The sequence below is a fragment of the Erwinia sp. PsM31 genome (assembly GCF_030433775.1).
Classification (GTDB): domain Bacteria; phylum Pseudomonadota; class Gammaproteobacteria; order Enterobacterales; family Enterobacteriaceae; genus Erwinia; species Erwinia aeris.
The window spans coordinates 15,598-36,501 of sequence record NZ_JARUWZ010000029.1; the positions used below are offsets into that span (position 1 = coordinate 15,598).

At 57.2% G+C, this 20,904-nt stretch carries 19 protein-coding genes; 9 read left to right on the forward strand and 10 right to left on the reverse strand.

The genetic code is table 11. From position 1 onward, the window contains the following. Positions 1-9: 9 nt before the first annotated feature. The 3 genes from uvrD (at position 10) to corA (ending at position 3,496) form a co-directional block, all read left to right on the forward strand. A complete protein-coding gene (gene uvrD / locus QCD69_RS18385; RefSeq protein ID WP_253457248.1) occupies positions 10-2,172 on the forward strand; it encodes a DNA helicase II in 2,163 nt (720 codons plus the stop codon). A 194-nt stretch (positions 2,173-2,366) separates the two neighbouring features. Continuing rightward, complete coding sequence (gene ysgD, locus QCD69_RS22900) at positions 2,367-2,423, forward strand: YsgD/CorL family protein (RefSeq protein ID WP_367317867.1); 57 nt, start codon at positions 2,367-2,369, stop codon at positions 2,421-2,423. A 119-nt stretch (positions 2,424-2,542) separates the two neighbouring features. Next, positions 2,543-3,496 carry a magnesium/cobalt transporter CorA gene (gene corA / locus QCD69_RS18390; RefSeq protein WP_253457251.1) on the forward strand — a complete coding sequence of 318 codons (954 nt, stop codon included), beginning with the start codon at positions 2,543-2,545 and terminating at the stop codon, positions 3,494-3,496. Positions 3,497-3,533: 37 nt separating this feature from the next. Here the strand turns inward: corA and mdtI are convergent, their stop codons facing one another. The 4 genes from mdtI to QCD69_RS18410 form a co-directional block, all read right to left on the reverse strand. Beyond that, positions 3,534-3,863 (reverse strand): multidrug/spermidine efflux SMR transporter subunit MdtI, encoded by a 330-nt coding sequence (gene mdtI, locus QCD69_RS18395; protein ID WP_301253047.1) that lies wholly within the window; start codon positions 3,861-3,863, stop codon positions 3,534-3,536. Then, a complete protein-coding gene (gene mdtJ / locus QCD69_RS18400) occupies positions 3,850-4,200 on the reverse strand; it encodes a multidrug/spermidine efflux SMR transporter subunit MdtJ (RefSeq protein WP_253457255.1) in 351 nt (116 codons plus the stop codon). Before mdtJ ends, mdtI begins: the two co-directional genes overlap by 14 nt. A 372-nt stretch (positions 4,201-4,572) precedes the next feature. Then, positions 4,573-5,472, reverse strand: coding sequence for an EamA family transporter RarD (gene rarD, locus QCD69_RS18405; protein WP_253457257.1), 900 nt, complete (start codon positions 5,470-5,472; stop codon positions 4,573-4,575). A gap of 28 nt (positions 5,473-5,500) precedes the next feature. After that, positions 5,501-5,974, reverse strand: a complete 474-nt coding sequence (locus QCD69_RS18410; RefSeq protein ID WP_125290702.1) for a thioesterase family protein — start codon at positions 5,972-5,974, stop codon at positions 5,501-5,503. A gap of 161 nt (positions 5,975-6,135) precedes the next feature. On the opposite strand from QCD69_RS18410, the gene pldA reads away from it, so the two are divergent. Together pldA and recQ are read left to right on the forward strand one after the other, a co-directional pair. Continuing rightward, positions 6,136-7,014, forward strand: coding sequence for a phospholipase A (gene pldA / locus QCD69_RS18415; protein ID WP_253457259.1), 879 nt, complete (start codon positions 6,136-6,138; stop codon positions 7,012-7,014). Positions 7,015-7,064: 50 nt separating this feature from the next. Beyond that, positions 7,065-8,891 carry an ATP-dependent DNA helicase RecQ gene (recQ, locus tag QCD69_RS18420; protein ID WP_253457261.1) on the forward strand — a complete coding sequence of 609 codons (1,827 nt, stop codon included), beginning with the start codon at positions 7,065-7,067 and terminating at the stop codon, positions 8,889-8,891. Positions 8,892-8,968: 77 nt separating this feature from the next. On the opposite strand, the gene rhtB is transcribed toward recQ, so the two are convergent. Next, positions 8,969-9,592 (reverse strand): homoserine/homoserine lactone efflux protein, encoded by a 624-nt coding sequence (gene rhtB / locus QCD69_RS18425; protein ID WP_125290699.1) that lies wholly within the window; start codon positions 9,590-9,592, stop codon positions 8,969-8,971. Positions 9,593-9,695: 103 nt separating this feature from the next. Here rhtB and pldB point away from each other — a divergent pair, with 103 nt between their 5' ends. Together pldB and yigL are read left to right on the forward strand one after the other, a co-directional pair. Next, positions 9,696-10,676, forward strand: a complete 981-nt coding sequence (pldB, locus tag QCD69_RS18430; protein WP_301253049.1) for a lysophospholipase L2 — start codon at positions 9,696-9,698, stop codon at positions 10,674-10,676. 49 nt (positions 10,677-10,725) lie between these two features. Further along, positions 10,726-11,526 (forward strand): sugar/pyridoxal phosphate phosphatase YigL, encoded by an 801-nt coding sequence (yigL, locus tag QCD69_RS18435; protein WP_253457265.1) that lies wholly within the window; start codon positions 10,726-10,728, stop codon positions 11,524-11,526. A 40-nt stretch (positions 11,527-11,566) separates the two neighbouring features. Here the strand turns inward: yigL and glpQ are convergent, their stop codons facing one another. Continuing rightward, positions 11,567-12,595, reverse strand: a complete 1,029-nt coding sequence (glpQ, locus tag QCD69_RS18440) for a glycerophosphodiester phosphodiesterase (protein WP_436830544.1) — start codon at positions 12,593-12,595, stop codon at positions 11,567-11,569. 14 nt (positions 12,596-12,609) lie between these two features. Further along, a complete protein-coding gene (gene glpT, locus QCD69_RS18445) occupies positions 12,610-13,953 on the reverse strand; it encodes a glycerol-3-phosphate transporter (RefSeq protein WP_253457269.1) in 1,344 nt (447 codons plus the stop codon). Positions 13,954-14,282: 329 nt separating this feature from the next. Between glpT and QCD69_RS18450 the strand changes: the two genes are divergently transcribed. Then, positions 14,283-15,134 (forward strand): carboxylate/amino acid/amine transporter, encoded by an 852-nt coding sequence (locus tag QCD69_RS18450; protein WP_253457272.1) that lies wholly within the window; start codon positions 14,283-14,285, stop codon positions 15,132-15,134. Between the two features lie 441 nt (positions 15,135-15,575). On the opposite strand, the gene QCD69_RS18455 is transcribed toward QCD69_RS18450, so the two are convergent. Both QCD69_RS18455 and metR read right to left on the reverse strand, forming a co-directional pair. Then, positions 15,576-16,055: a DUF1456 family protein gene (locus tag QCD69_RS18455; protein ID WP_301253051.1), complete on the reverse strand. Its 480-nt coding sequence runs from the start codon at positions 16,053-16,055 to the stop codon at positions 15,576-15,578. Between the two features lie 158 nt (positions 16,056-16,213). Next, on the reverse strand, positions 16,214-17,155 hold the full coding sequence (metR, locus tag QCD69_RS18460) for an HTH-type transcriptional regulator MetR (protein WP_253457277.1): 942 nt from the start codon (positions 17,153-17,155) through the stop codon (positions 16,214-16,216). A 135-nt stretch (positions 17,156-17,290) separates the two neighbouring features. Here metR and metE point away from each other — a divergent pair, with 135 nt between their 5' ends. Then, positions 17,291-19,561 carry a 5-methyltetrahydropteroyltriglutamate--homocysteine S-methyltransferase gene (gene metE, locus QCD69_RS18465; protein WP_301253053.1) on the forward strand — a complete coding sequence of 757 codons (2,271 nt, stop codon included), beginning with the start codon at positions 17,291-17,293 and terminating at the stop codon, positions 19,559-19,561. Between the two features lie 382 nt (positions 19,562-19,943). Here the strand turns inward: metE and QCD69_RS18470 are convergent, their stop codons facing one another. After that, positions 19,944-20,771, reverse strand: coding sequence for a dienelactone hydrolase family protein (locus tag QCD69_RS18470; RefSeq protein ID WP_253457283.1), 828 nt, complete (start codon positions 20,769-20,771; stop codon positions 19,944-19,946). Between the last annotated feature and the right edge of the window lie 133 nt (positions 20,772-20,904).

The following is a 20,904-nucleotide window of genomic DNA, read 5'->3' on the forward strand; positions in this document are numbered from 1 at the left end:
ACGGTGCTTATGGACGTTTCTGACCTTCTCGACGGCTTGAATGACAAACAACGCGAGGCCGTAGCCGCGCCGCGCAGCAATTTGCTGGTGCTTGCGGGGGCGGGCAGCGGCAAGACTCGCGTGCTGGTTCACCGCATCGCCTGGCTGCTGGGGGTTGAAAACTGTTCGCCTTACTCCATCATGGCCGTGACCTTTACCAACAAGGCCGCCGCCGAGATGCGCCACCGCATTGAGCAGCTGATCGGCACCAGCCAGGGCGGCATGTGGATCGGCACCTTCCACGGCCTGGCGCACCGCCTGCTGCGCGCGCACCACCTGGACGCCAACCTGCCGCAGGATTTTCAAATCCTCGACAGCGAAGATCAGATGCGCTTATTAAAACGCCTGATCAAAGCGATGAATCTGGATGAGAAGCAGTGGCCCGCCCGCCAGGCCATGTGGTACATCAACGGCAAAAAAGATGAAGGGCTGCGGCCAAAGCACATTGAGAGCTACGGCAATCCCGTTGAGCAGACGTGGCTGCGCATCTATCAGGCCTACCAGGAAGCCTGCGATCGCGCCGGGCTGGTGGATTTCGCCGAGCTGCTGCTGCGCGCGCACGAGCTGTGGCTGAATAAACCGCATATCCTTAACCACTACCGCGAGCGCTTCACCAATATCCTGGTGGACGAATTTCAGGATACCAACAATATCCAGTACGCCTGGATCCGGATGCTGGCGGGCGACAGCGGAAAAGTGATCATCGTAGGCGACGACGATCAGTCGATCTACGGCTGGCGCGGCGCGCAGGTTGAGAACATCCAGCGCTTCCTTAATGATTTTCACGGCGCGCAGACCATCCGTCTGGAGCAGAACTACCGCTCCACCAACAATATTCTGAAGGCGGCCAACGCCCTGATCGCCAACAATAACGGTCGTCTGGGGAAAGAGCTGTGGACGGACGGCAGCGACGGCGAGCCGATCTCTATTTACTGTGCGTTCAACGAGCTGGATGAAGCCCGCTTCGTGGTGAACCGCATCAAGGTGTGGATGGAAAACGGCGGCGCGCTGAACGACTGCGCCATTCTCTATCGCAGCAACGCCCAGTCGCGCGTGCTGGAAGAAGCGCTGCTGCAAACCAGTATGCCTTACCGCATCTACGGCGGAATGCGCTTCTTCGAGCGTCAGGAAATCAAAGACTCGCTGGCCTATCTACGGCTGATCGCCAACCGTAACGACGACGCCGCTTTCGAGCGCGTGGTCAACACGCCGACTCGCGGTATCGGCGATCGCACGCTGGACGTGGTGCGGCAAACGGCGCGTGAGCGCCAGCTGACGCTGTGGCAGACCGCCCGCGTCCTGCTTCAGGAAAAAGCGCTGGCCGGTCGTGCCGCTTCGGCGCTGCAGCGCTTCACCGAGCTGGTGGACTCGCTGGCGCAGGAAACCAGCGAAATGCCGCTGCACGTGCAGACCGACCGGGTGATCAAAGATTCCGGCCTGTGGCTGATGTACGAGCAGGAAAAAGGCGAAAAGGGCCAGGCGCGTATCGAAAACCTTGAGGAACTGGTCAACGCCACGCGGCAGTACAGCTATCAGGATGAAGACGAAGACCTGATGCCGCTACAGGCTTTTCTTTCCCACGCGGCGCTGGAAGCGGGCGAAGGTCAGGCGGATAAATGGCAGGATGCGGTGCAGCTGATGACCATGCACGCGGCCAAAGGCCTGGAGTTCCGTCAGGTCTTTATCGTGGGGATGGAAGAAGGCATGTTCCCAAGCCAGATGTCGCTGGAAGAGGGCGGCAGGCTGGAGGAAGAGCGTCGCCTGGCCTATGTGGGCGTCACGCGCGCCATGCAGAAGCTGACGCTGACCTATGCGGAAACGCGTCGGCTGTATGGCAAAGAGGTGTATCACCGGCCATCGCGTTTTGTCGGCGAGCTGCCGGAAGAGTGCGTGGAGGAAGTGCGCCTGCGCGCCAGCGTCAGCCGTCCGGTCAACCATCAGCGAATGGGCACGCCAGTTACGCAAAACGACAGCGGCTTTGCGCTCGGCCAGCGCGTGCGCCACGCTAAATTCGGCGAGGGCACCATCGTCAATCTGGAAGGCAGCGGCGATCACAGTCGGTTACAGGTTGCTTTCCAGGGCCAGGGCATCAAATGGCTGGTGGCCGCCTACGCGAAGTTAGAAACGGTTTGATCCCGCTGCGGCGCGCCTAACCCCGCGCCGCCTTTACGGTTTTCCCCTTCGCTGCTTCAACGCCGCCCGCGCGCTTTCTCCGGCAGTCGGCGGGGATGCCCGTGCCTGCCGCTTCGTTTCTCCCGGCTGGCTGTTGACGCCATTTTCAGCACAGCGTAACATGCGCGCACTATCACCCTCAGAGGACATTCGCCTTGGACACACCCAGTAGATACTGGCTCATTGACCTGGAAAACAGGTACAACTCCTAAGGCTATCCTCCTCTGCCGATAGCCTTCGTGGTTGTTGGCGACCCGCATCCCGCTTCGCTCTGAGTCAGATTCCCCGTGTTCAGGCGCGTCCCACGCTATGACGAATTGGGAGTACAGCTATGCTGAGCGCATTTAAACTTGATCAAAGCCGCCTTGCCCGCCTGGAGCTGGAAGAAACCACGGACGAACTGTCCAGTTCGGTCTGGGTCGATCTGATCGAACCAGAAGAAAATGAGCGCGATCGCGTGCAGAACGAGCTGGGCCAAAGCCTGGCGACCCGTCCCGAGCTGGAAGATATCGAGGCCTCCGCACGCTTTTTTGAAGATGAAGACGGTCTGCATATCCACTCCTTTTTCTTCTACGAAGATGCAGAAGATCACGCGGGCAACTCCACCGTAGCCTTTACCATCCGCGACGGCCGCCTCTATACGCTGCGCGAGCGCGAACTGCCCGCGTTCCGTCTTTATCGTATGCGCGCGCGTAACCAGGTTCTGACCGACGGCAACGCGTATGAGCTGCTGCTGGATCTGTTTGAAACCAAAATCGAACAGCTGGCGGACGAAATCGAAAACATTTACAGCGATCTGGAAAAGCTCAGCCGCGTGATTATGGAAGGCCAGCAGGGCGATGAGTTCGATGCCGCGCTCTCCACGCTGGCCGAGCTGGAAGATATTGGCTGGAAGGTGCGCCTGTGCCTGATGGATACCCAGCGCGCGTTAAACTTCCTGGTGCGCAAGGCGCGTCTGCCGGGCAATCAGCTGGAGCAGGCGCGCGAGATCCTGCGCGATATCGAATCGCTGCTGCCGCATAACGAATCGCTGTTCCAGAAGGTCAACTTCCTGATGCAGGCGGCGATGGGCTTTATCAATATCGAGCAGAACCGCATTATCAAAATCTTCTCGGTGGTATCGGTCGTGTTTCTGCCGCCAACGCTGGTGGCTTCCAGCTACGGCATGAACTTTGAGTTTATGCCGGAGCTGAAGTGGAGCTTCGGCTATCCGGGCGCTATCTGCCTGATGATCCTGGCGGGCCTGGCGCCTTACGCCTATTTCAAGCGTAAAAACTGGCTGTAGCAGACGATAAGAGAGCGTTCGAGGACGCTCTCCACTCTCAGGCAAGCTTGATCAACACCATGCCGACCAGCAGTACGAGCAGGCCGAACCAGCCGCGACGGTTCAGACGCTGACCGAACAGTATCCAGCCCGCCGTCGCCGTAGCGACGATGCCGAAGCCTCCCCACAGCGCATAGGCTACCGACAGATCGATACCTTTAACTGCCTGCGCCAGCGCGCTAAAGGCCGCCAGCACGGCAACAATCGACGACAGGCCATACAGCGGGCGGCGAAAGCCGTTCGAATATTTAAGAAAAATATTGGCTAAAATTTCCAGCACCACGGCGAGCACCAGCCAGGCAATATGCGTCCCGTTAAGCGGCAGCATGGCTGGCCTCCTTGCGGCTTATCGTCCCCGACTTCACCAGGGCAATACCGGTCACCAGCGTCGCCAGTCCGGCCACTTTCATCAGGGGCAGCGCCTCGTCAAACAGCATGACGCTGAACAGCGTAATACACAGCACGCCGACGCCTTCCCAAATAGCATAGGCCACGCCCAGCGCAATTTTTTTAACGGCGAAACACAAAGTAATATAAGAAAGGGCGATCATTGCCAGCATAAAAAAATAACCGGCAGCGTGGCCGTTAAGGCTGGCCCATTTCATGGCCAGCGTGCCAACAATTTCAAAAACGATGGCAAGCGCCAATAATAACCAATAAAACATTTTCTCTCTCCGGAAACTGAAATAATGAGCGCAATCGATGCGCGGCAGAAAATCCGTAAAGAGTGCGCTACAGCGCGAAACGCCAGTGCTGGTCAGCGACGGGACGGCAGGCAAGCCGGAGGGGGGGAAATGCAGGAAGTATCAGGGAAATGAACAAACTGTCCATAGATTTACAACTCATCCACGCTATTGCTTCTCATCCTGGTGGAGTGAATATTGTCCTCAGTAGTTAAACACGCGTCTATTCTGGCATTATCCTGACGTACTGTGCCAAAAGATTTGCACTGATTTACGATGGGTACGTCAGGTTATAAAGTTTTTACTTAAGTGTTACTTTCCCCGGCCAGGAAAACCGGGGAAAGCAATTAACGGTCAGACCTCGGCGGGCCGCCTGCGTTTTAACGTTATAAGCGCATCGAAAATAAATAAGGCCAGCGCCGCCCAGATAAAGCTGAACGTCACCACTTTATCCGGCGTCATTTTCTCACCGTAAAAGATCACCGCCAGCAGGAACATCAGCGTTGGGCCAAGATACTGGAAAAACCCAACGGTAGAGAGGCGCAGGCGCGTGCAGGCGGCGGTAAACAGCATCAGCGGCACGGTGGTTATCACGCCAGCAGCGATCAGCAGCAGGTTTAACGACGAGGGATTCTGCGTCAGATGGCTGGTGCTGCTGTCCGCAATGCCGAAAAGATAAATAGCGGCGAAGGGCAACAGCCAGCTGGTTTCAATCATCATACCGGTCTGCGCGTCGACGGCGATTTTTTTGCGCATCAGGCCGTACAGCGAAAAGGTCACCGCCAGACCCAGCGCAATGACCGGCACCGACCCAAATTTCCAGAGTTGGATAATCACGCCGCAGACGGCCAGCGCCACCGCCAGCCATTGCAGACGCCGGAAGCGTTCGCCCAGAAACAGCATCCCTACCAGCACGTTTAACAGCGGGTTGATAAAATAGCCCAGGCTGGCTTCGAGAATATGCTGGTTATTCACCGCCCAGATAAAGATCAGCCAGTTGCTGCACACCAGCGTGGCGGAAACCGCCAGCAGCAGCACCTTCTTCGGCGTTTTAAAAATCGCTTTTACGTTGCCCCAGCTGCGGCTGACGCTCAGCAACAGCAGCATAAAAAAGAACGACCAGATCACCCGATGGGTGATGATTTCGCCCGGTGCGACCTGCTGAAGAAGCTTGAAATAGGCAGGTGCTATGCCCCAGATAAAATAAGCGCCGAGGGCATAAAAAATGCCCTGACGAGTTTGCTGCGCATCCATGTAACATCACTCCGTTAATGTTGGGAAATCAACCTACAAGATAGGTTGCCGTAGTGCTGGCAATATAAAGACCAGCGTCATTATGCAGCTCAACCCGTGCCACCGCGACCTTATTGCCGCCGCGCAGCAGGCTACTGGTCGCGATAAAGCGTTCGCCCCGGCCGGGCCGCAGGTAGTCGACCCGCAGATCGATAGTGCCCATGCGCGACAGGCGCTGCCGCAGCTCTTCTTCCGTAATGGTTTCCTGGCGGGTCAGCGAGCTGCTGACGCAGACCAGACCGGCCGCCACGTCCAGTACGGCCGCAATCACGCCGCCGTGCAGAATCTTTTGTGCGATGTTGCCCACCAGCTGCGGCTGGTTTGCGAAGCTCAGCTCCGCATAATCCGGCTCCAGCCGATCCAGCGTGAGGCCAAGCGTGCGGTTAAACGGCATATCATAAACAAAGATGTCGCCAATCAGGCGGCGAGCGGCCTGCCGATCGAGCGGCGCAGATGAAGTCATAGCAAAATTCCTTTACAACGTAAGTCGCTTATCAGATTGACTATTTTTATCCGTTGTTAACGGGTCGTTTACTTTACAAAAACAGCACTAATGCCGACCAGCAATTCTGTGTAGAATGGCGTGCTTTTTATCCATCACCCTTATCAGTTCTGGAGAATCTTATGTCGATGCTGAAAGGCCCGCTGGCTGCAGCGCTCCTTTTTCCCTGTCTGACCCTGGCGCAAGAGGCTCAGGTCACAGAGGTGCATGACCAGCCCGCGGTGCGTGGCAGTATTATTGCTAATCTTCTGGAAAAGCATGACAACCCTTTTGTGCTTTTTCCTTATGAAAGCAACTATCTGCTGTACACCGATACCAGCAACATCAACAAAGAGGCGATTGATTCCTATAACTGGTCGAATAAGGCGAAGCACGATGAGGTAAAATTCCAGCTGAGCCTGGCCTTTCCTCTCTGGCGGGGCATTTTAGGTGACAACTCGGTGCTTGCCGCCTCTTATACTCAGTCCTCCTGGTGGCAGCTCTCTAACCGTGGCGCCTCGTCGCCGTTCCGTGAAACGGATTATCAGCCGCAGATTTTCCTGGGCTGGGCCACCGACTACAGCTTCGCCGGCTGGACGTTGCGCGACGTGGAGCTGGGCCTGAATCACCAGTCCAATGGCCGATCGGAGCCGACCTCCCGCAGCTGGAACCGCGTTTACGCTCGCCTGATGGCGCAGAACGGCAACTGGATGGTGGAAGCCAAACCCTGGTATCGCCTTCCGGAAGGTGAAAATGATGACGATAACCCTGATATCACTAAGTACATGGGGTATTATCGCATGACGGTCGGCTATCAGCTGGGCGAAAGCGTCTTCAGCCTCCAGGGCAACTACAACTGGAACAGCGGTTTCGGCGGCGCGCAGGCAGGCTGGAGCTACCCGATTACCGAACATGTCCGTTTCTATACGCAAGTCTTTAGCGGCTATGGTGAATCATTGATTGACTATAACCATCGTCAGACCAGGGTCGGCGTCGGCGTCATTCTGAACGACCTGTTTTAATGCTTTCCGGGCGGCCATCACGCGTCGCCCGCCATCAAGTTGGAGTACACGTGTCTACGGCTGCAGTGATCAATCAGGAGATGCTGACGCAACAGGTTTTGCAGGAAACCTTCGGCTATCAGCAATTTCGTCCGGGGCAGCAAACTATTATTCAGGCGTCGCTGAAAGGGCGCGACTGTCTGGTGGTCATGCCGACCGGCGGCGGCAAATCGCTTTGCTATCAGATCCCGGCGCTGGTGCGCGAAGGGCTGACGCTGGTGGTGTCGCCGCTGATCTCGTTGATGAAGGATCAGGTCGACCAGCTGCTGGCTAACGGCGTGGCCGCCGCCTGTCTGAACTCAACGCAGACGCGGGAAGAGCAGCAGGAGGTCTTCGCCGGCTGCCGCACGGGCCGGATCAAGCTGCTTTATATCGCGCCTGAACGCCTGATGATGGATAACTTCCTGGATAATCTGGCGCACTGGAATCCGGCGATGCTGGCCGTAGACGAGGCCCACTGTATTTCGCAATGGGGCCACGATTTCCGTCCGGAATACGGCGCGCTGGGCCAGCTGCGTCAGCGGCTGCCGGACGTGCCGGTGATGGCGCTGACCGCCACCGCCGACGAAACCACCCGTAACGATATCGCGCGCCTGCTCCAGCTTGACGATCCGCTGATCCAGGTCAGCAGCTTCGACCGTCCCAATATCCGCTATACGCTGGTGGAAAAATTCAAGCCGACGGATCAGCTGATCCGCTACGTGCAGGATCAGCGCGGCAAATGCGGCATCATCTACTGCAACAGCCGCGCGAAGGTGGAAGACACCGCCGCGCGTTTGCAAAGCCGTGGCCTGAGCGTCGGCGCCTATCATGCCGGAATGGATAACGTGCATCGCGCCCGCGTGCAGGAAGCCTTCCAGCGTGACGATCTCCAGATCGTCGTCGCCACGGTCGCCTTCGGCATGGGCATCAACAAGCCCAACGTGCGCTTTGTGGTGCACTTTGATATCCCACGCAATATCGAATCCTACTATCAGGAAACGGGCCGTGCCGGTCGTGATGGCCTGCCGGCGGAAGCGCTGATGCTGTACGATCCGGCCGATATGGCCTGGCTGCGCCGCTGTCTGGAAGAGAAAGCGCCGGGGCCGTTGCAGGATATTGAACGCCACAAGCTGAACGCGATGGGCGCTTTTGCGGAAGCGCAGACCTGCCGCCGTCTGGTGCTGCTGAACTACTTTGGCGAAGGGCGGCAGCAGCCCTGCGACAACTGCGATATCTGTCTCGATCCGCCGCGTCGTTACGACGGCACGGTAGAGGCGCAAAAGGCGCTTTCCTGCATTTATCGTGTCGGCCAGCGGTTTGGTATGGGCTACGTGGTGGAGGTGCTGCGCGGTGCCAACAATCAGCGTATTCGCGATATGCAGCACGACAAGCTGCCGGTTTACGGCATTGGCCGCGATCAGAGCCACGAGCACTGGATAAGCGTGATCCGTCAACTTATTCATCTGGGCTTTGCGACACAAAATATTGCGATGCATTCCGCGCTTCAGTTAACGGAAGCGGCGCGTCCCCTGCTGCGTGGCGAAGTGCCGCTGCTGCTGGCGGTGCCGCGCATGGTCAGCGTCAAGCCGCGCAACAGCAATCAGAAATCGTTTGGCGGCAACTACGATCGCAAGCTGTTCGCCAAGCTGCGTAAGCTGCGTAAAGCCATTGCCGATGAAGAGAACATTCCGCCTTACGTGGTGTTTAACGACGCCACGCTGATAGAAATGGCCGAGCAGATGCCGCTGACCGCCTCAGAAATGCTGAGCGTCAACGGCGTTGGTCAGCGCAAGCTGGAGCGCTTCGGCAAGCCGTTTATGGTGATGATCCGCGAGCACGTCGACGGCGAAGAGTAGGCCGGGCGTGCGGCCGGAGAACGGGGAAGACGCGGGCTGGCATGGACGGCGCGTCCTCCATGCCAGCCTTTAATGCATCAGGCAATACGCCGGGCGGAAGCCAGCAGCGCGCCGACCGCCATAAACATGCCGCCAAACAGGCGGTTTAACAGCTTCATCTGTTTTGGCCCTTTAATCCAGGCCGCAATCCGCTGCGCCAGCGTGGCGTAGCCGATCATCACGATGATATCGACCACCACCGTCGTCACGCCCAGCACCAGATACTGCATCGCCTGCGGCTGGTGCGGGATGATAAACTGCGGAAAGAGCGCCGCCAGAAAAACAATGCTTTTTGGGTTGGTCAGGTTCACCAGCACCGCACGCTTAAACAGCCTGCGGCGCGGCATCGCTTTGGCGACCGCCTGAAGATCTATCGCGCCTGCCGAGCGCCACTGCTGGATGCCCAGCCAGATCAGGTAAGCCGCGCCCGCCCATTTCAGCACTTCAAAAGCCAGCACGGATTGGGAAAACAGCGCGCCCAGGCCGATGCCAACCAGCAGAATATGCACCGCCAGCCCAACCTGCAGGCCGGAAATAGAGGCCGCCGCGCCGCGATAGCCGTGGCTGATGCCGGTACTCATGGTATTGATTGCGCCGGAACCCGGCGAAAGGCTTAAGATGCTGGTCGTTAACAGATAGGCCAGCCACCACTGCATGGTCATTGGGTCAGACTCCCTGATAGCACAGAAGTATGACACAATACGCCATTGCGGCTGCGCAGGCTACGGCGCCGGGCGGAATGTGAAAAAAGCGGAGGTCGGGTCAATGAAAAAGCATGGCTGGCGAAATCGTGAAAAAGCTTTTGCCGCTTTCGCCACCGGCCCGCTGCTGGATTTCTGGCGGCGGAGGGAAGAAGACGAGTTTATCGGCGTGGAAAACGTGCCCATTCGCTACGTTCGCTTCACGTCATCGCAACACAACCGCGTTATCCTGATTTGCCCCGGACGTATCGAAAGCTACGTAAAATATCCGGAGCTGGCCTACGACCTGTTTCACTGCGGCTATGATGTGATTATTGTCGATCATCGCGGGCAGGGCCGTTCCGGCAGGCTGCTGCAGGATAGCCATCGCGGCCATGTGGAGCTGTTCGACCACTATGTTGAAGATCTGGAGACGCTCTATCTGAAAGCGATCCTCAGCCGTCACTATCAGCATCGCTATGCGCTGGCGCACTCAATGGGCGGCGCGATCCTGACGCTGATGCTGGCCAGGCAGCCGCAGGCCTTTAACGCCGTGGCGCTGGCCGCGCCGATGTTCGGGATCTTCCTGCCGATGCCGCTGTGGATGACGCACTGTATTCTGAACTGGGCGGAAAAGCGTCCCGTGGTGCGCGACGGTTACGCGATCGGCACCGGCCAGTGGCAGCCCAGGCCGTTCGGGATGAACCAGCTGACCCACAGCCGCGAGCGCTACCGGCGCAACCTGCGCTTTTACGCCGACGATCCGGGGCTGCGCGTCGGCGGGCCGACTTATCACTGGGTCAGAGAAGGCGTTCTGGCCGGCAAAAACATTCTGGCTCAGGCAAAAGAGATAAAGACGCCGCTGCTGCTGTTACAGGCCAGCGCGGATAAGGTGGTGGATAACCGCGCTCAGGATCTCTTTTGCCAGGCCATGAAAGCGGCGGGAAACCCCTGCGAGGGCCCGCTGATTATCGCAGGCGCGCGTCATGAGATCTTGTTTGAAAAAGACAGCATGCGCGCCGAGGCGCTGGAGGCCATTACGGCGTTTTTTGCCCGGCATCCCTGATTTTACTGCTCAGATATAGCAACCGTAGCTCACCATTAACAGAGGTTTTATGTACCCGATTGTTGCTTCCGATCTCGACGGCACGCTGCTGTCGCCGGATCACCGTTTATCCGCTTTCGCCCGTGAAACGCTCCAGCTGCTGACGCAAAAGGGCGTCCATTTTGTGTTCGCCACCGGTCGCCATCACATTGATGTCGGGCAGATGCGTGACAGCCTGGGTATTGATGCCTATATGATCACCTCGAACGGCGCGCGCGTGCACAATACCGCAGGCGAGCTGATCTTCAGCCATAACCTGGAAGAAGACATTGCCCGTGAGCTTTTTGCTTTGCATCACAGCCACCAGGATATCTATACCAACGTCTACCGCGATGAAGAGTGGTTCCTTAACCGCCACCGCCCGGAAGAGATGGATTTTTTCCGCGAGTCCAATTTTAACTACCAGACCTATCAGCCGGATTCGCTGCCAACCGACGGCATCAGCAAAGTGTTCTTTACCTGCGCTAAGCCGGAACTGCTGATCCCGCTGGAAGAGGCGCTGATGGCGCGCTGGGGCGATCGGGTTAACGTCAGCTTCTCGCTGCCGACCTGTCTGGAAGTGATGGCGGGCGGCGTTTCCAAAGGTCACGCGCTGGACGCGGTATCCCGACTACTGGGCTTTACGCTGGCGGACTGCATCTCTTTTGGTGACGGCATGAACGACAAAGAGATGCTGAACATGGCGGGCAAAGGCTGCATCATGAGCAACTCGCATCAGCGCCTGAAGGATCTGCTGCCGGAACTGGAAGTGATTGGCAGCAATGCGGATAACGCGGTGCCGAACTATCTGCGCAAGCTCTACAACGTCTGAAGCCGGTAAAAGCCGCCTCTGGTTACAGAGGCGGCAACGCTTACCGCTTCAGGAAGCGCACGGCCTTATCCGGAAAATCGGTAAACAGGCCGTCCACGCCCGCCTGGTTATAGAGCGCATCGTACAGCTCGTCCACGTTATCCACCCAGCCGGGCAGCTGGTCGGCCCGCACGGTATAGGGATGCACGACCAGGCCATTCTGATGCGCCTCCTTCACCATCGGCGTAAAGTGAACCGCGCCTTTGGTCGAGCCGTTGGCAATCAGCATATGATAATCAGGGCCGATGCCGTCGACGTAACGGGCCAGCGTTTTCATCGCGCCCGGTTGCAGCATCCAGTCATAGCTGTAGTTCACCCATTTCCCGTCTTGCTGCTCCTGCGTCTCTTTTGAGTCCGTTTCGGTGATCAGCTGCACCAGTTTGACGTCCATGCCTCTTTGCGGCTCCAGCTCCGTTTTAATGCGTTTGAGTTCGTTATGGTCAAAGCATTGCAGATAGACGTTGTCGCTTTTCGAGCTATAGCCGTACTGCTTAAGCACATCCAGTACCCTGGCGGAGATATCTTTGCCTTCCTGGCGGTGAAACCACGGCGCTTTAATTTCGGTGTAGATGCCGATATTTTTGCCCGTCGAGTGGTTCAGGCCCTGAATAAATTCAATTTCTTCGGCAAAGGTATGCACGTGGAAGTCCGATTTGCCCATCGGGAAACGCTGCGGATAAGTCTGCACTTTCTTACCGTCTTTTAGCGTAAAGCCTTCCGTAAACTTCAGCCCCTTGATTTCGGCCAGCGTAAAGTCGATGGCATAGTAACGTCCATCCTTTCTGGCGCGGTCGGGATAGCGTTCCGCCACGTCCGTTACGCGATCCAGGTAGTGATCGTGCAGCACCACCAGCCGATCGTCGCGGGTCATCACCAGATCCTGCTCAAGGAAGTCGGATCCCTGCGCGTAAGCCATCGCTTTGGCGGGCAGCGTGTGTTCCGGCAGGTAGCCGCTCGCGCCACGATGGGCAATTACAATCTTGTGTGTTTCCGCGGCTACTGCGCCGAACGAAGCGCCCAGCAGCAGCATAGCTATCAGCTTTTTCATTGCGTTGCCTCTTTTTTGTGCCTGTGTTCGTTCAGCATGGTGATAACCAGCAGGATAACGGCCAGCACGCCGCCGCCGATCATCACGATAAAGCCGCCGTCCCAGCCGAAGTAATCTACGGTGTAGCCGACAATAGCGCTGGCGGCCACCGAGCCGCCAAGATAGCCGAACAGCCCGGTGAAGCCCGCCGCCGTTCCCGCAGCTTTCTTCGGCGCCAGCTCCAGGGCGTGCAGCCCAATCAGCATTACTGGCCCATAAATCAGAAAGCCGATTACAATCATGCAGGTAATATCCACGCCCGGATTGCCGGGAGGATTCAGCCAGTAAACCACGGTGGCGATCGTCACCAGCACCATAAAAAAGACGCCGGTCGCGCCACGATTGCCCCTGAAGACCTTATCGGACATCCAGCCGCACAGCAGCGTGCCGGGAATGCCGGCGTACTCATAAAGAAAGTAGGCCCAGGAGGATTTATCCAGCGTAAAGTGCTTCACCTCTTTTAAATAAGTCGGCGACCAGTCGAGAATGCCGTAGCGCAGCAGATAGACAAATACGTTGGCCAGCGCGATATACCAGAGCAGCCGGTTGGGCAGTACGTACTGCATAAAAATTTGCCTGGCGGTCAGCTCCTCTTCCTGGCTTTTATCATAGTCAGGCGGATAGTCGTTTTTATACTCTTCAATCGGCGGCAGACCGCAGGATTGCGGCGTGTCGCGCATTAACGCAAAGGCGATGACGGCCACCAGAATGGCGGCGAAAGCGGGCATATAAAGCGACGCTTTCCAGTCGTTAAACCAGTACATGCCCAGCAGAAACAGCAGCGGAGGCAGGCCGCCGCCGACGTTGTGCGCGCAGTTCCAGACGGAAACGATACCGCCGCGCTCCTTGTGCGACCACCAGTGCACCATAGTGCGTCCACAGGGCGGCCAGCCCATGCCCTGGAACCAGCCGCATAAAAACAGCAGCACGAACATCACGGTAATGCTGGAGGTGGCCCAGGGAACGAATCCCATAAACAACATGACCGCCGCCGCCAGAATTAAACCGGCGGGCAAAAAGTAGCGTGGATTCGAGCGATCGGAAACGGATCCCATAATAAATTTAGAAAATCCGTAGGCGATGGAAATACCTGAAAGGGCAAAGCCTAAATCCCCCCGAGAAAAACCCTGCTCGATCAGCGAAGGCATCGCCAGCGCAAAGTTTTTCCGCACCAGATAATAGGCAGCATAGCCGAAGAAAATACCAAAAAATATCTGCCAGCGTAATTTACGATAAAGCGGATCGATTTCGCTGGTGTCAACGCGCGTTCGATGCGACGCAGGTTTAAAAACAGATAACATAACAGCCTCCAATGGCAATTTATATTCGTTTTTTTCGTCGTGCAGCAACAGATAAACGCGATCCGTAGCGGAAGGAGCCTAAAAGAAAACGCGCGGCCTCGCTGTGAAGAAGAACCCAAAGGTTACATTTTTATGACAATCAAACGAATTATGCGGCACGCTTCTCTGAATGCTTTTAGCCATGCCGGCAAGGAGTGTGAGCAGGCTCACTCAAACGGCAGGATAAAAACAGGAGCGTACATTTTGCAATCAGATGTCAACCAGATATTTCCCCGCGTCCACGTTGATTTCGCTACACTGTGCCCACTTTTCACCAGCGAGTTTTTATCGTGATCTTACTGATAATCACCACTATCCTGTGGGCCTTTTCGTTCAGCCTGATCGGCGAATATCTGGCAGGCCAGGTCGACAGCGTCTTTTCCGTGCTGATCCGTCTGCTGCTGGCCGCCGTGGTTTTCCTGCCGTTTCTGCGCTGGCGCGGCTATCGGCCATCAACGCTGCTGCTCTATATGGGCGTAGGCGCGCTGCAGCTGGGTATTATGTATCTGTTCAGCTTTGAGGCTTACCTCTACCTCAGCGTTTCCGAGCTGCTGCTGTTTACGGTGATGACGCCGCTCTATATCACCCTGATTTATGACCTGATGAGCGGAAGAGGCGTGCGCCCCGGCTATGCACTGAGCGCGCTGCTGGCGGTGGCGGGCGCGGCGATTATTCGCTACGACAAGGTCAGCGACCACTTCTGGTTTGGCCTGCTGCTGGTGCAGCTTGCCAACCTTTGCTTTGCCGTTGGCATGGTGGGTTACAAGCGCCTGCAGGAAACGCGTCCGATGCCGCAGCACGCCGCCTTTTCCTGGTTTTATATGGGCGCGGCGCTCGTCGCGATTATCGCCTGGTGCCTGTGGGGCAATCCGCAGAAGCTGCCGACCACCACGCTACAGTGGAGCATCCTGATCTGGCTGGGCGTGGCGGCTTCCGGGCTGGGTTATTTTATGTGGAACTACGGCGCGACGCAGGTTGATGCCGGCACGCTGGGCATTATGAATAATATGCACGTGCCCGCCGGATTGCTGGTTAACCTTGCAATCTGGCAGCAGCAGCCGCACTGGCCGAGCTTTATCGTTGGCGCAGCGGTAATTTTCGCTTCGCTATGGGTACATCGACACTGGGTGATCAAAAAATAGCACGACGATAAAAAGCAGGGCGCGACACGCCCTGCTTAACGCCTTTGCCTGGCTCGTTAGTGAACCAGGCGCGGCCGTGATTTACTGACCAGCAGATTCACATTCGTTTTACTGGTTTTGCCAATACGGCTACCGCTATCTTCCCCCGCTGTCGTTACCTGCCCGGTGCTATAACTCAGCGCTGACGGGGAAAGCAGCCTATAAACTTTAGAAAAAAGCGTGTCGAAAATAGTTTTGGTAGTGTCGTGGTTTTTACCTGCTTCGCTGATAACGGCGCTCTCATAATATATCCACTTTCATGGTTCGCTGTATTTACAACGTGTAAATATCAGGCGGATATTATGAGGGGTGACTTACCCCGTAAAGGCAGGAAGCAAATATAAATAATGCATTTTTTGATAGCGTTTTAAATAGCAGGCAGCCCGAAGGCTGCACTAATATTTAAGCTTTTTTAACAGGGGCAGGGCGTAATTTCATTGTCATTCCCTTCAGGAAATTCCTTAAAATCTGATCGCCGCATTCACGGTAATTTTTATGCCCTGGCTTCCGGAAAATAGCGCCAATTTCAGACTGGCCCACGGCGAAGTCCGCCAGCTTAAGCACGTCAATAATATCCGTGGTTTTTAAATCGAAAGCGATGCGCAGTTTTTTAATAATAATATTATTCGTCATCTTGCGTTCGACAGAAGGCTCAGGCGCATCTTCGCTTTTGCCACGGCGCTGAAAAATCAGCCCGTTCAGGAAATAGCCCATTACCACGTCAGGACAGGCGCGAAAGCCCGCTTCGTCTTCTTTTTTCAGGAAGCTTTGCATTTCCGCTTCGCTGACTTCACTTTCCGCCAGCGCCAGGATGCCAACCATCTGAGCATCGCTCAGGCTCAGCATGTAGCGCACGCTGCGCAAAACGTCATTATTGGTCATAAAAATCTCATTGGTTCAGGATCGTTGGCCGCATTATAGAGACAAATGGCGCTGGATAAAGGAATACCGTCAGCAAAAAGGCAGGCGGCCAGCGCGTTATAAGGGCGCGGCTGCGCTAAAAGGGCCACCGCGCAAAAGCGATCGCCCGTACTGGCCGCTCAGGAATGATGCAAAGAGGTCGGCAGCGGCGTGCCCGGCGCGGAAGCGTCCCTGACCAGCGGCAGATGCTCGCAGGCGTGCTGGCGGGCGGAGCGGATAAAAGCTTCGACTACTGCCTGACGCTGCTCGCCGTCGCGCACGGCGGCATATAAACGGCTCCATAAACCCTGGCCGAGCGTTTTGGTCACCACCAGCCCCTGATGCTCAAAGCTTTCCACAACCCAGTGCGGCAGGGCGGCGATGCCCATGCCCGCGGACACCATCTGGATCAGCAGCAGCGTATTATCCACGCTTTTTAACGCCGGGCTGACGCCTGCGGGCTGCAAGAAATGCCGCCAGATATCCAGGCGCTGCCGCTGCACCGGATAAATCATCAGCACTTCGCTGGCCAGATCTTCCGGTGAAATATGATCAACCTGCGCCAGCGGATGGTCGGGCGCCAGCACCAGGCGAACTTCAAAATCAAACATCGGCGAATAGAACAGCCCGCTGCGCGGCAAAATATCGGAGGTGAGCACCACGTCCAGCTCCCCCTGTTGAAGCGCGGGCTGGGGATCGAAAGTCACCCCGGATTTAAAATCCATCACCACCTGCGGCCAGCTCTGACGGAAGTTGCTCAACGCTGGCGTCAGCCATTGAATACAGCTGTGGCACTCGATAGCGATACGCAGCGTGGCCTGATGCGGTTCGTGGCAGGCCTGTAAAGCGTGCTGGATCTGCGGCAGCACCTGCTCGGCAAGCTGCAGCAAGATTTCGCCCTGCGGCGTAAAGCGCAGCGGCTGGCTTTTACGCACAAACAGGCGGAAGCCCAGGCGCTGCTCCAGATCGCTGAACTGATGGGACAGGGCCGACTGTGTCTGATGAAGCTGAGCGGCGGCGGCGGCCAGCGAACCGCTGTTGCGCAGCGCTTGCAGCGTCCGCAGGTGTTTGAGTTCGATCATGAGAGTCCTTCACATCGACAATGAACAATTTGCGCTTGTGGTGAATACAGTACCTGCGGATTATAGATGTGTAAACATCTGGACGTCTAAAAGCCCGATTGCCACGACAGCGGGCGGTAACTGAGGAACGCATTGATGACTATTCTGAACCATACGCTCGGCTTCCCCCGCGTTGGCCTGCGTCGCGAACTGAAAAAAGCACAGGAAAGCTACTGGGCGGGCAACAGCACGCAGGAAGCGCTGCTGGCGGTAGGCCGCGAACTGCGCGCCCGCCACTGGGAACAGCAGAAACAGGCTGGGGTAGACTATGTACCGGTCGGCGATTTCGCCTGGTACGATCATGTGCTGACTACCAGCCTGCTGCTGGGCAACGTGCCTGCCCGTCATCAAAATAAAGATGGCTCTGTCGATCTGGATACGTTGTTCCGTCTGGGCCGTGGCCGTGCGCCGACCGGCGAACCTGCGGCGGCGGCTGAAATGACCAAATGGTTTAACACTAACTATCACTATATGGTGCCGGAATTTACCCGGGGGCAGCAGTTTAAGCTTAGCTGGACGCAGATCCTGGACGAAGTGGACGAAGCGCTGGCGCTGGGCCATAAAGTGAAGCCCGTGCTGCTTGGCCCGGTGACCTATCTGTGGCTGGGTAAAGTCAAGGGCGAGCCGTTCGACCGTCTGAGCCTTTTAACCGAAATTCTGCCGGTTTACCAGCAGGTGCTGAGCGAGCTGGCGAAGCGCGATATCGAATGGGTGCAGATCGACGAGCCTGCGCTGGTGCTGGAGCTGCCGCAGGCGTGGCTCAACGCCTTTAAACCGGCTTACGAGGCGCTGCAAGGGCAAACTAAACTGCTGCTGACCACCTACTTTGACAGCGTCGGCACCAACCTGGACGCTATCGTTAAGCTGCCGGTTCAGGGTCTGCATGTTGATTTGGTACACGGCAAGGACGATATCGCCGCGCTGAACGCTAAAGTGCCGGCCGACTGGTTGCTTTCCGTCGGCGTAATCAACGGCCGTAACGTGTGGCGCGCCGATCTCAGCAGCTGGTTTGAGCGTTTACAGCCGCTGGTCGGCAAGCGTCAGCGGCTATGGATCGGCTCTTCCTGCTCGTTGCTGCACAGCCCCATCGATTTAAGTACCGAAACCCGCCTGGATGAAGAAGTAAAAAGCTGGTTCGCCTTTGCGCTACAGAAATGCCAGGAGCTGGCGCTGTTGAGCCATGCGTTAAACCACAATGACGCGCGGTCGCTGGAAGCCTGGAGCGCGCCCATCCGCGCCCGCCGGGACTCTGCGCGCGTGCATAACGAGGCCGTCAGCAAACGGCTGGCCGCTATCACCGCGAAAGACAGCGAGCGCCACAGCAGCTATAAGGCGCGTGCCGAAGCCCAGCGCCAGCGCTTTCAGCTGCCGGCCTGGCCGACCACCACTATCGGCTCTTTCCCGCAGACCACCGAAATCCGTGGCCTGCGCCTGGATTTCAAACAGGGGCGTCTGGACGGAAAGAGCTACCGCACCGGCATTGCTGAACATATCAAACAGGCGATCGTGGAGCAGGAGCGGCTGGGGCTGGACGTGCTGGTTCACGGCGAGGCGGAGCGCAACGACATGGTGGAATACTTCGGCGAAAACCTGGACGGCTTTGCCTTTACGCAAAACGGCTGGGTACAGAGCTACGGCTCCCGCTGCGTGAAGCCGCCGGTGATTATCGGTGACGTCAGTCGGCCGGAAGCGATCACCGTCGAGTGGGCGAAATACGCGCAGTCGCTGACCGACAAGCCGGTAAAAGGGATGCTGACCGGCCCGGTAACCATTCTTTGCTGGTCCTTCCCTCGTGAAGACGTGTCGCGTGAAACCATCGCTAAGCAGATCGCGCTGGCGCTGCGGGACGAAGTGGCCGATCTGGAAAAAGCCGGTATCGGCATTATCCAGATTGATGAGCCGGCGCTGCGTGAAGGCCTGCCGCTGCGGCGGTCAGAGTGGGCTGTCTATCTGGAGTGGGCCGTAGACGCGTTCCGCCTGAACGCCGCCGTGGCGCAGGATGCTACCCAAATCCACACCCATATGTGCTATTGCGAATTCAACGACATCATGGATTCTATCGCCGCGCTGGATGCGGATGTGATCACCATCGAAACCTCACGTTCTGATATGGAACTGCTGGAATCGTTCGAGGAATTTGACTATCCGAACGAAATCGGCCCGGGCGTTTACGACATTCACTCGCCAAACGTGCCAAGCGTGGCATGGATAGAGGCGCTGCTGCTGAAAGCGGCGAAGCGTATTCCGGTGGAGCGTTTGTGGGTGAACCCGGACTGCGGCCTGAAAACGCGCGGCTGGCCGGAAACCCGTCAGGCGCTGGCTAATATGGTGGAGGCGGCCCGCAATCTTCGCAAAGCCGCTGTCTGATGGTGGTGTTGCCCGTGGGCCTCTCTTTTATTAATGACATTTAGCGGCGTTTGGAATGTACGAGCGATGAAGCTGGCGCTGTGCCCGCAGCGAGGGTGGCATAAAAAAAGCCCGCCGATTGAGGCGGGCTCAGACTGCTGACAAACCTAAATAGCGGATGCATCCTGGTGTTTCTTACAGCAACCCAGCTGTTTCACAGTGGCAGAGGCTGAGCGGATAAGCGGACCGTTTTCGCGCATGGACGCGCGAAACGAGCCTACATGGACGTATCTACGGCGTGTCCGTGTTCCGATCTGCCTCTGCCGCTTTTCATCAATCTGCAAGCGGCCTAAGTTTGAGTTTGTCAGCAACCTCAGCCCGCCGATTGAGGCGGGCCTGAGCGTTAGCTGACGCCGTGCTGCCTGAACCAGGCCAGCATTCGCTGCCAGCCGTCTTTGGCCGACTCTTCGTGATAGCTGGGACGATAATCGGCGTTAAACGCGTGCCCGGCCTCGGGATAAACCACGATTTCCGATTTGGCGTTCGCCGCCCGCAGCGCCTGACGCATGGTTTCCACGCTCGCCAACGGAATGCCGTCATCCTGCGCGCCGTACAGCCCCAATACCGGCGCGTTCAGGTCAACTGCGACGTCAACCGGGTGCTTCTGCTGCTGCAAGGTTTTATCGCCTGTCAGCTTGCCATACCAGGCAACGCCCGCTTTCAGCTGAGGATTGTGCGCGGCGTAGAGCCAGGTTATCCGGCCGCCCCAGCAAAAGCCGGTAATGGCCATATTGCGCATATCGCCGCCGTGGCGCGATGCCCAGTTGGCTACGTGATCCAGATCCGCCAGCACCTGGCTATCCGGCACCTTGCTGACCAGCTCTTTAAACAGCGTGGGAATATCATCGTACTCGGCGGGATCGCCCTCGCGAAAATAGAGTTCGGGCGCGACGGCCAGATAGCCTTCGGTCGCCAGGCGACGGCAGATATCGCGAATATGCTCGTGCACGCCAAAAATTTCCTGCACGACCAGCACCACCGGTAGCGGGCCATCGGCCTGACGCGGTCTGGCGTGGAAAGCAGGCATATTCTCGCCCTGCGTTGGAATTGACGTTTCGCCGGAAACGATGTCGGCGCTGTCGGTAATGATGGTGGTCGATGCGGCAGGTGAAACCGCAGGAGCGAATCCCTTATTGCTCAATGTTTGAGTCGGATTATCGTCGCTTTTCATTGTCCTCTCCATACATGCAGTAGCGCAATCAGCTAACTATAGCCAGGATTACGTTTCGATCGGGTGAAGGTCAGCCTGTCATCTTCGACGGCGTTATCGGTTTCCGACAGCGCGATTCGTGCGGGAAGGCTTT

Bases quoted from the DNA above. Each gene is read 5' to 3' on its own strand.
- uvrD (WP_253457248.1), top strand. From the start codon at position 10: ATGGACGTTTCTGACCTTCTCGACGGCTTGAATGACAAACAACGCGAG.
- corA (WP_253457251.1), top strand. From the start codon at position 2,543: ATGCTGAGCGCATTTAAACTTGATCAAAGCCGCCTTGCCCGCCTGGAG.
- mdtI (WP_301253047.1), bottom strand. From the start codon at position 3,863: ATGCTGCCGCTTAACGGGACGCATATTGCCTGGCTGGTGCTCGCCGTG.
- mdtJ (WP_253457255.1), bottom strand. From the start codon at position 4,200: ATGTTTTATTGGTTATTATTGGCGCTTGCCATCGTTTTTGAAATTGTT.
- rarD (WP_253457257.1), bottom strand. From the start codon at position 5,472: ATGGATGCGCAGCAAACTCGTCAGGGCATTTTTTATGCCCTCGGCGCT.
- QCD69_RS18410 (WP_125290702.1), bottom strand. From the start codon at position 5,974: ATGACTTCATCTGCGCCGCTCGATCGGCAGGCCGCTCGCCGCCTGATT.
- pldA (WP_253457259.1), top strand. From the start codon at position 6,136: ATGTCGATGCTGAAAGGCCCGCTGGCTGCAGCGCTCCTTTTTCCCTGT.
- rhtB (WP_125290699.1), bottom strand. From the start codon at position 9,592: ATGACCATGCAGTGGTGGCTGGCCTATCTGTTAACGACCAGCATCTTA.
- pldB (WP_301253049.1), top strand. From the start codon at position 9,696: ATGAAAAAGCATGGCTGGCGAAATCGTGAAAAAGCTTTTGCCGCTTTC.
- yigL (WP_253457265.1), top strand. From the start codon at position 10,726: ATGTACCCGATTGTTGCTTCCGATCTCGACGGCACGCTGCTGTCGCCG.
- glpQ (WP_436830544.1), bottom strand. From the start codon at position 12,595: ATGCTGCTGCTGGGCGCTTCGTTCGGCGCAGTAGCCGCGGAAACACAC.
- glpT (WP_253457269.1), bottom strand. From the start codon at position 13,953: ATGTTATCTGTTTTTAAACCTGCGTCGCATCGAACGCGCGTTGACACC.
- QCD69_RS18455 (WP_301253051.1), bottom strand. From the start codon at position 16,055: ATGACCAATAATGACGTTTTGCGCAGCGTGCGCTACATGCTGAGCCTG.
- metR (WP_253457277.1), bottom strand. From the start codon at position 17,155: ATGATCGAACTCAAACACCTGCGGACGCTGCAAGCGCTGCGCAACAGC.
- metE (WP_301253053.1), top strand. From the start codon at position 17,291: ATGACTATTCTGAACCATACGCTCGGCTTCCCCCGCGTTGGCCTGCGT.
- QCD69_RS18470 (WP_253457283.1), bottom strand. From the start codon at position 20,771: ATGAAAAGCGACGATAATCCGACTCAAACATTGAGCAATAAGGGATTC.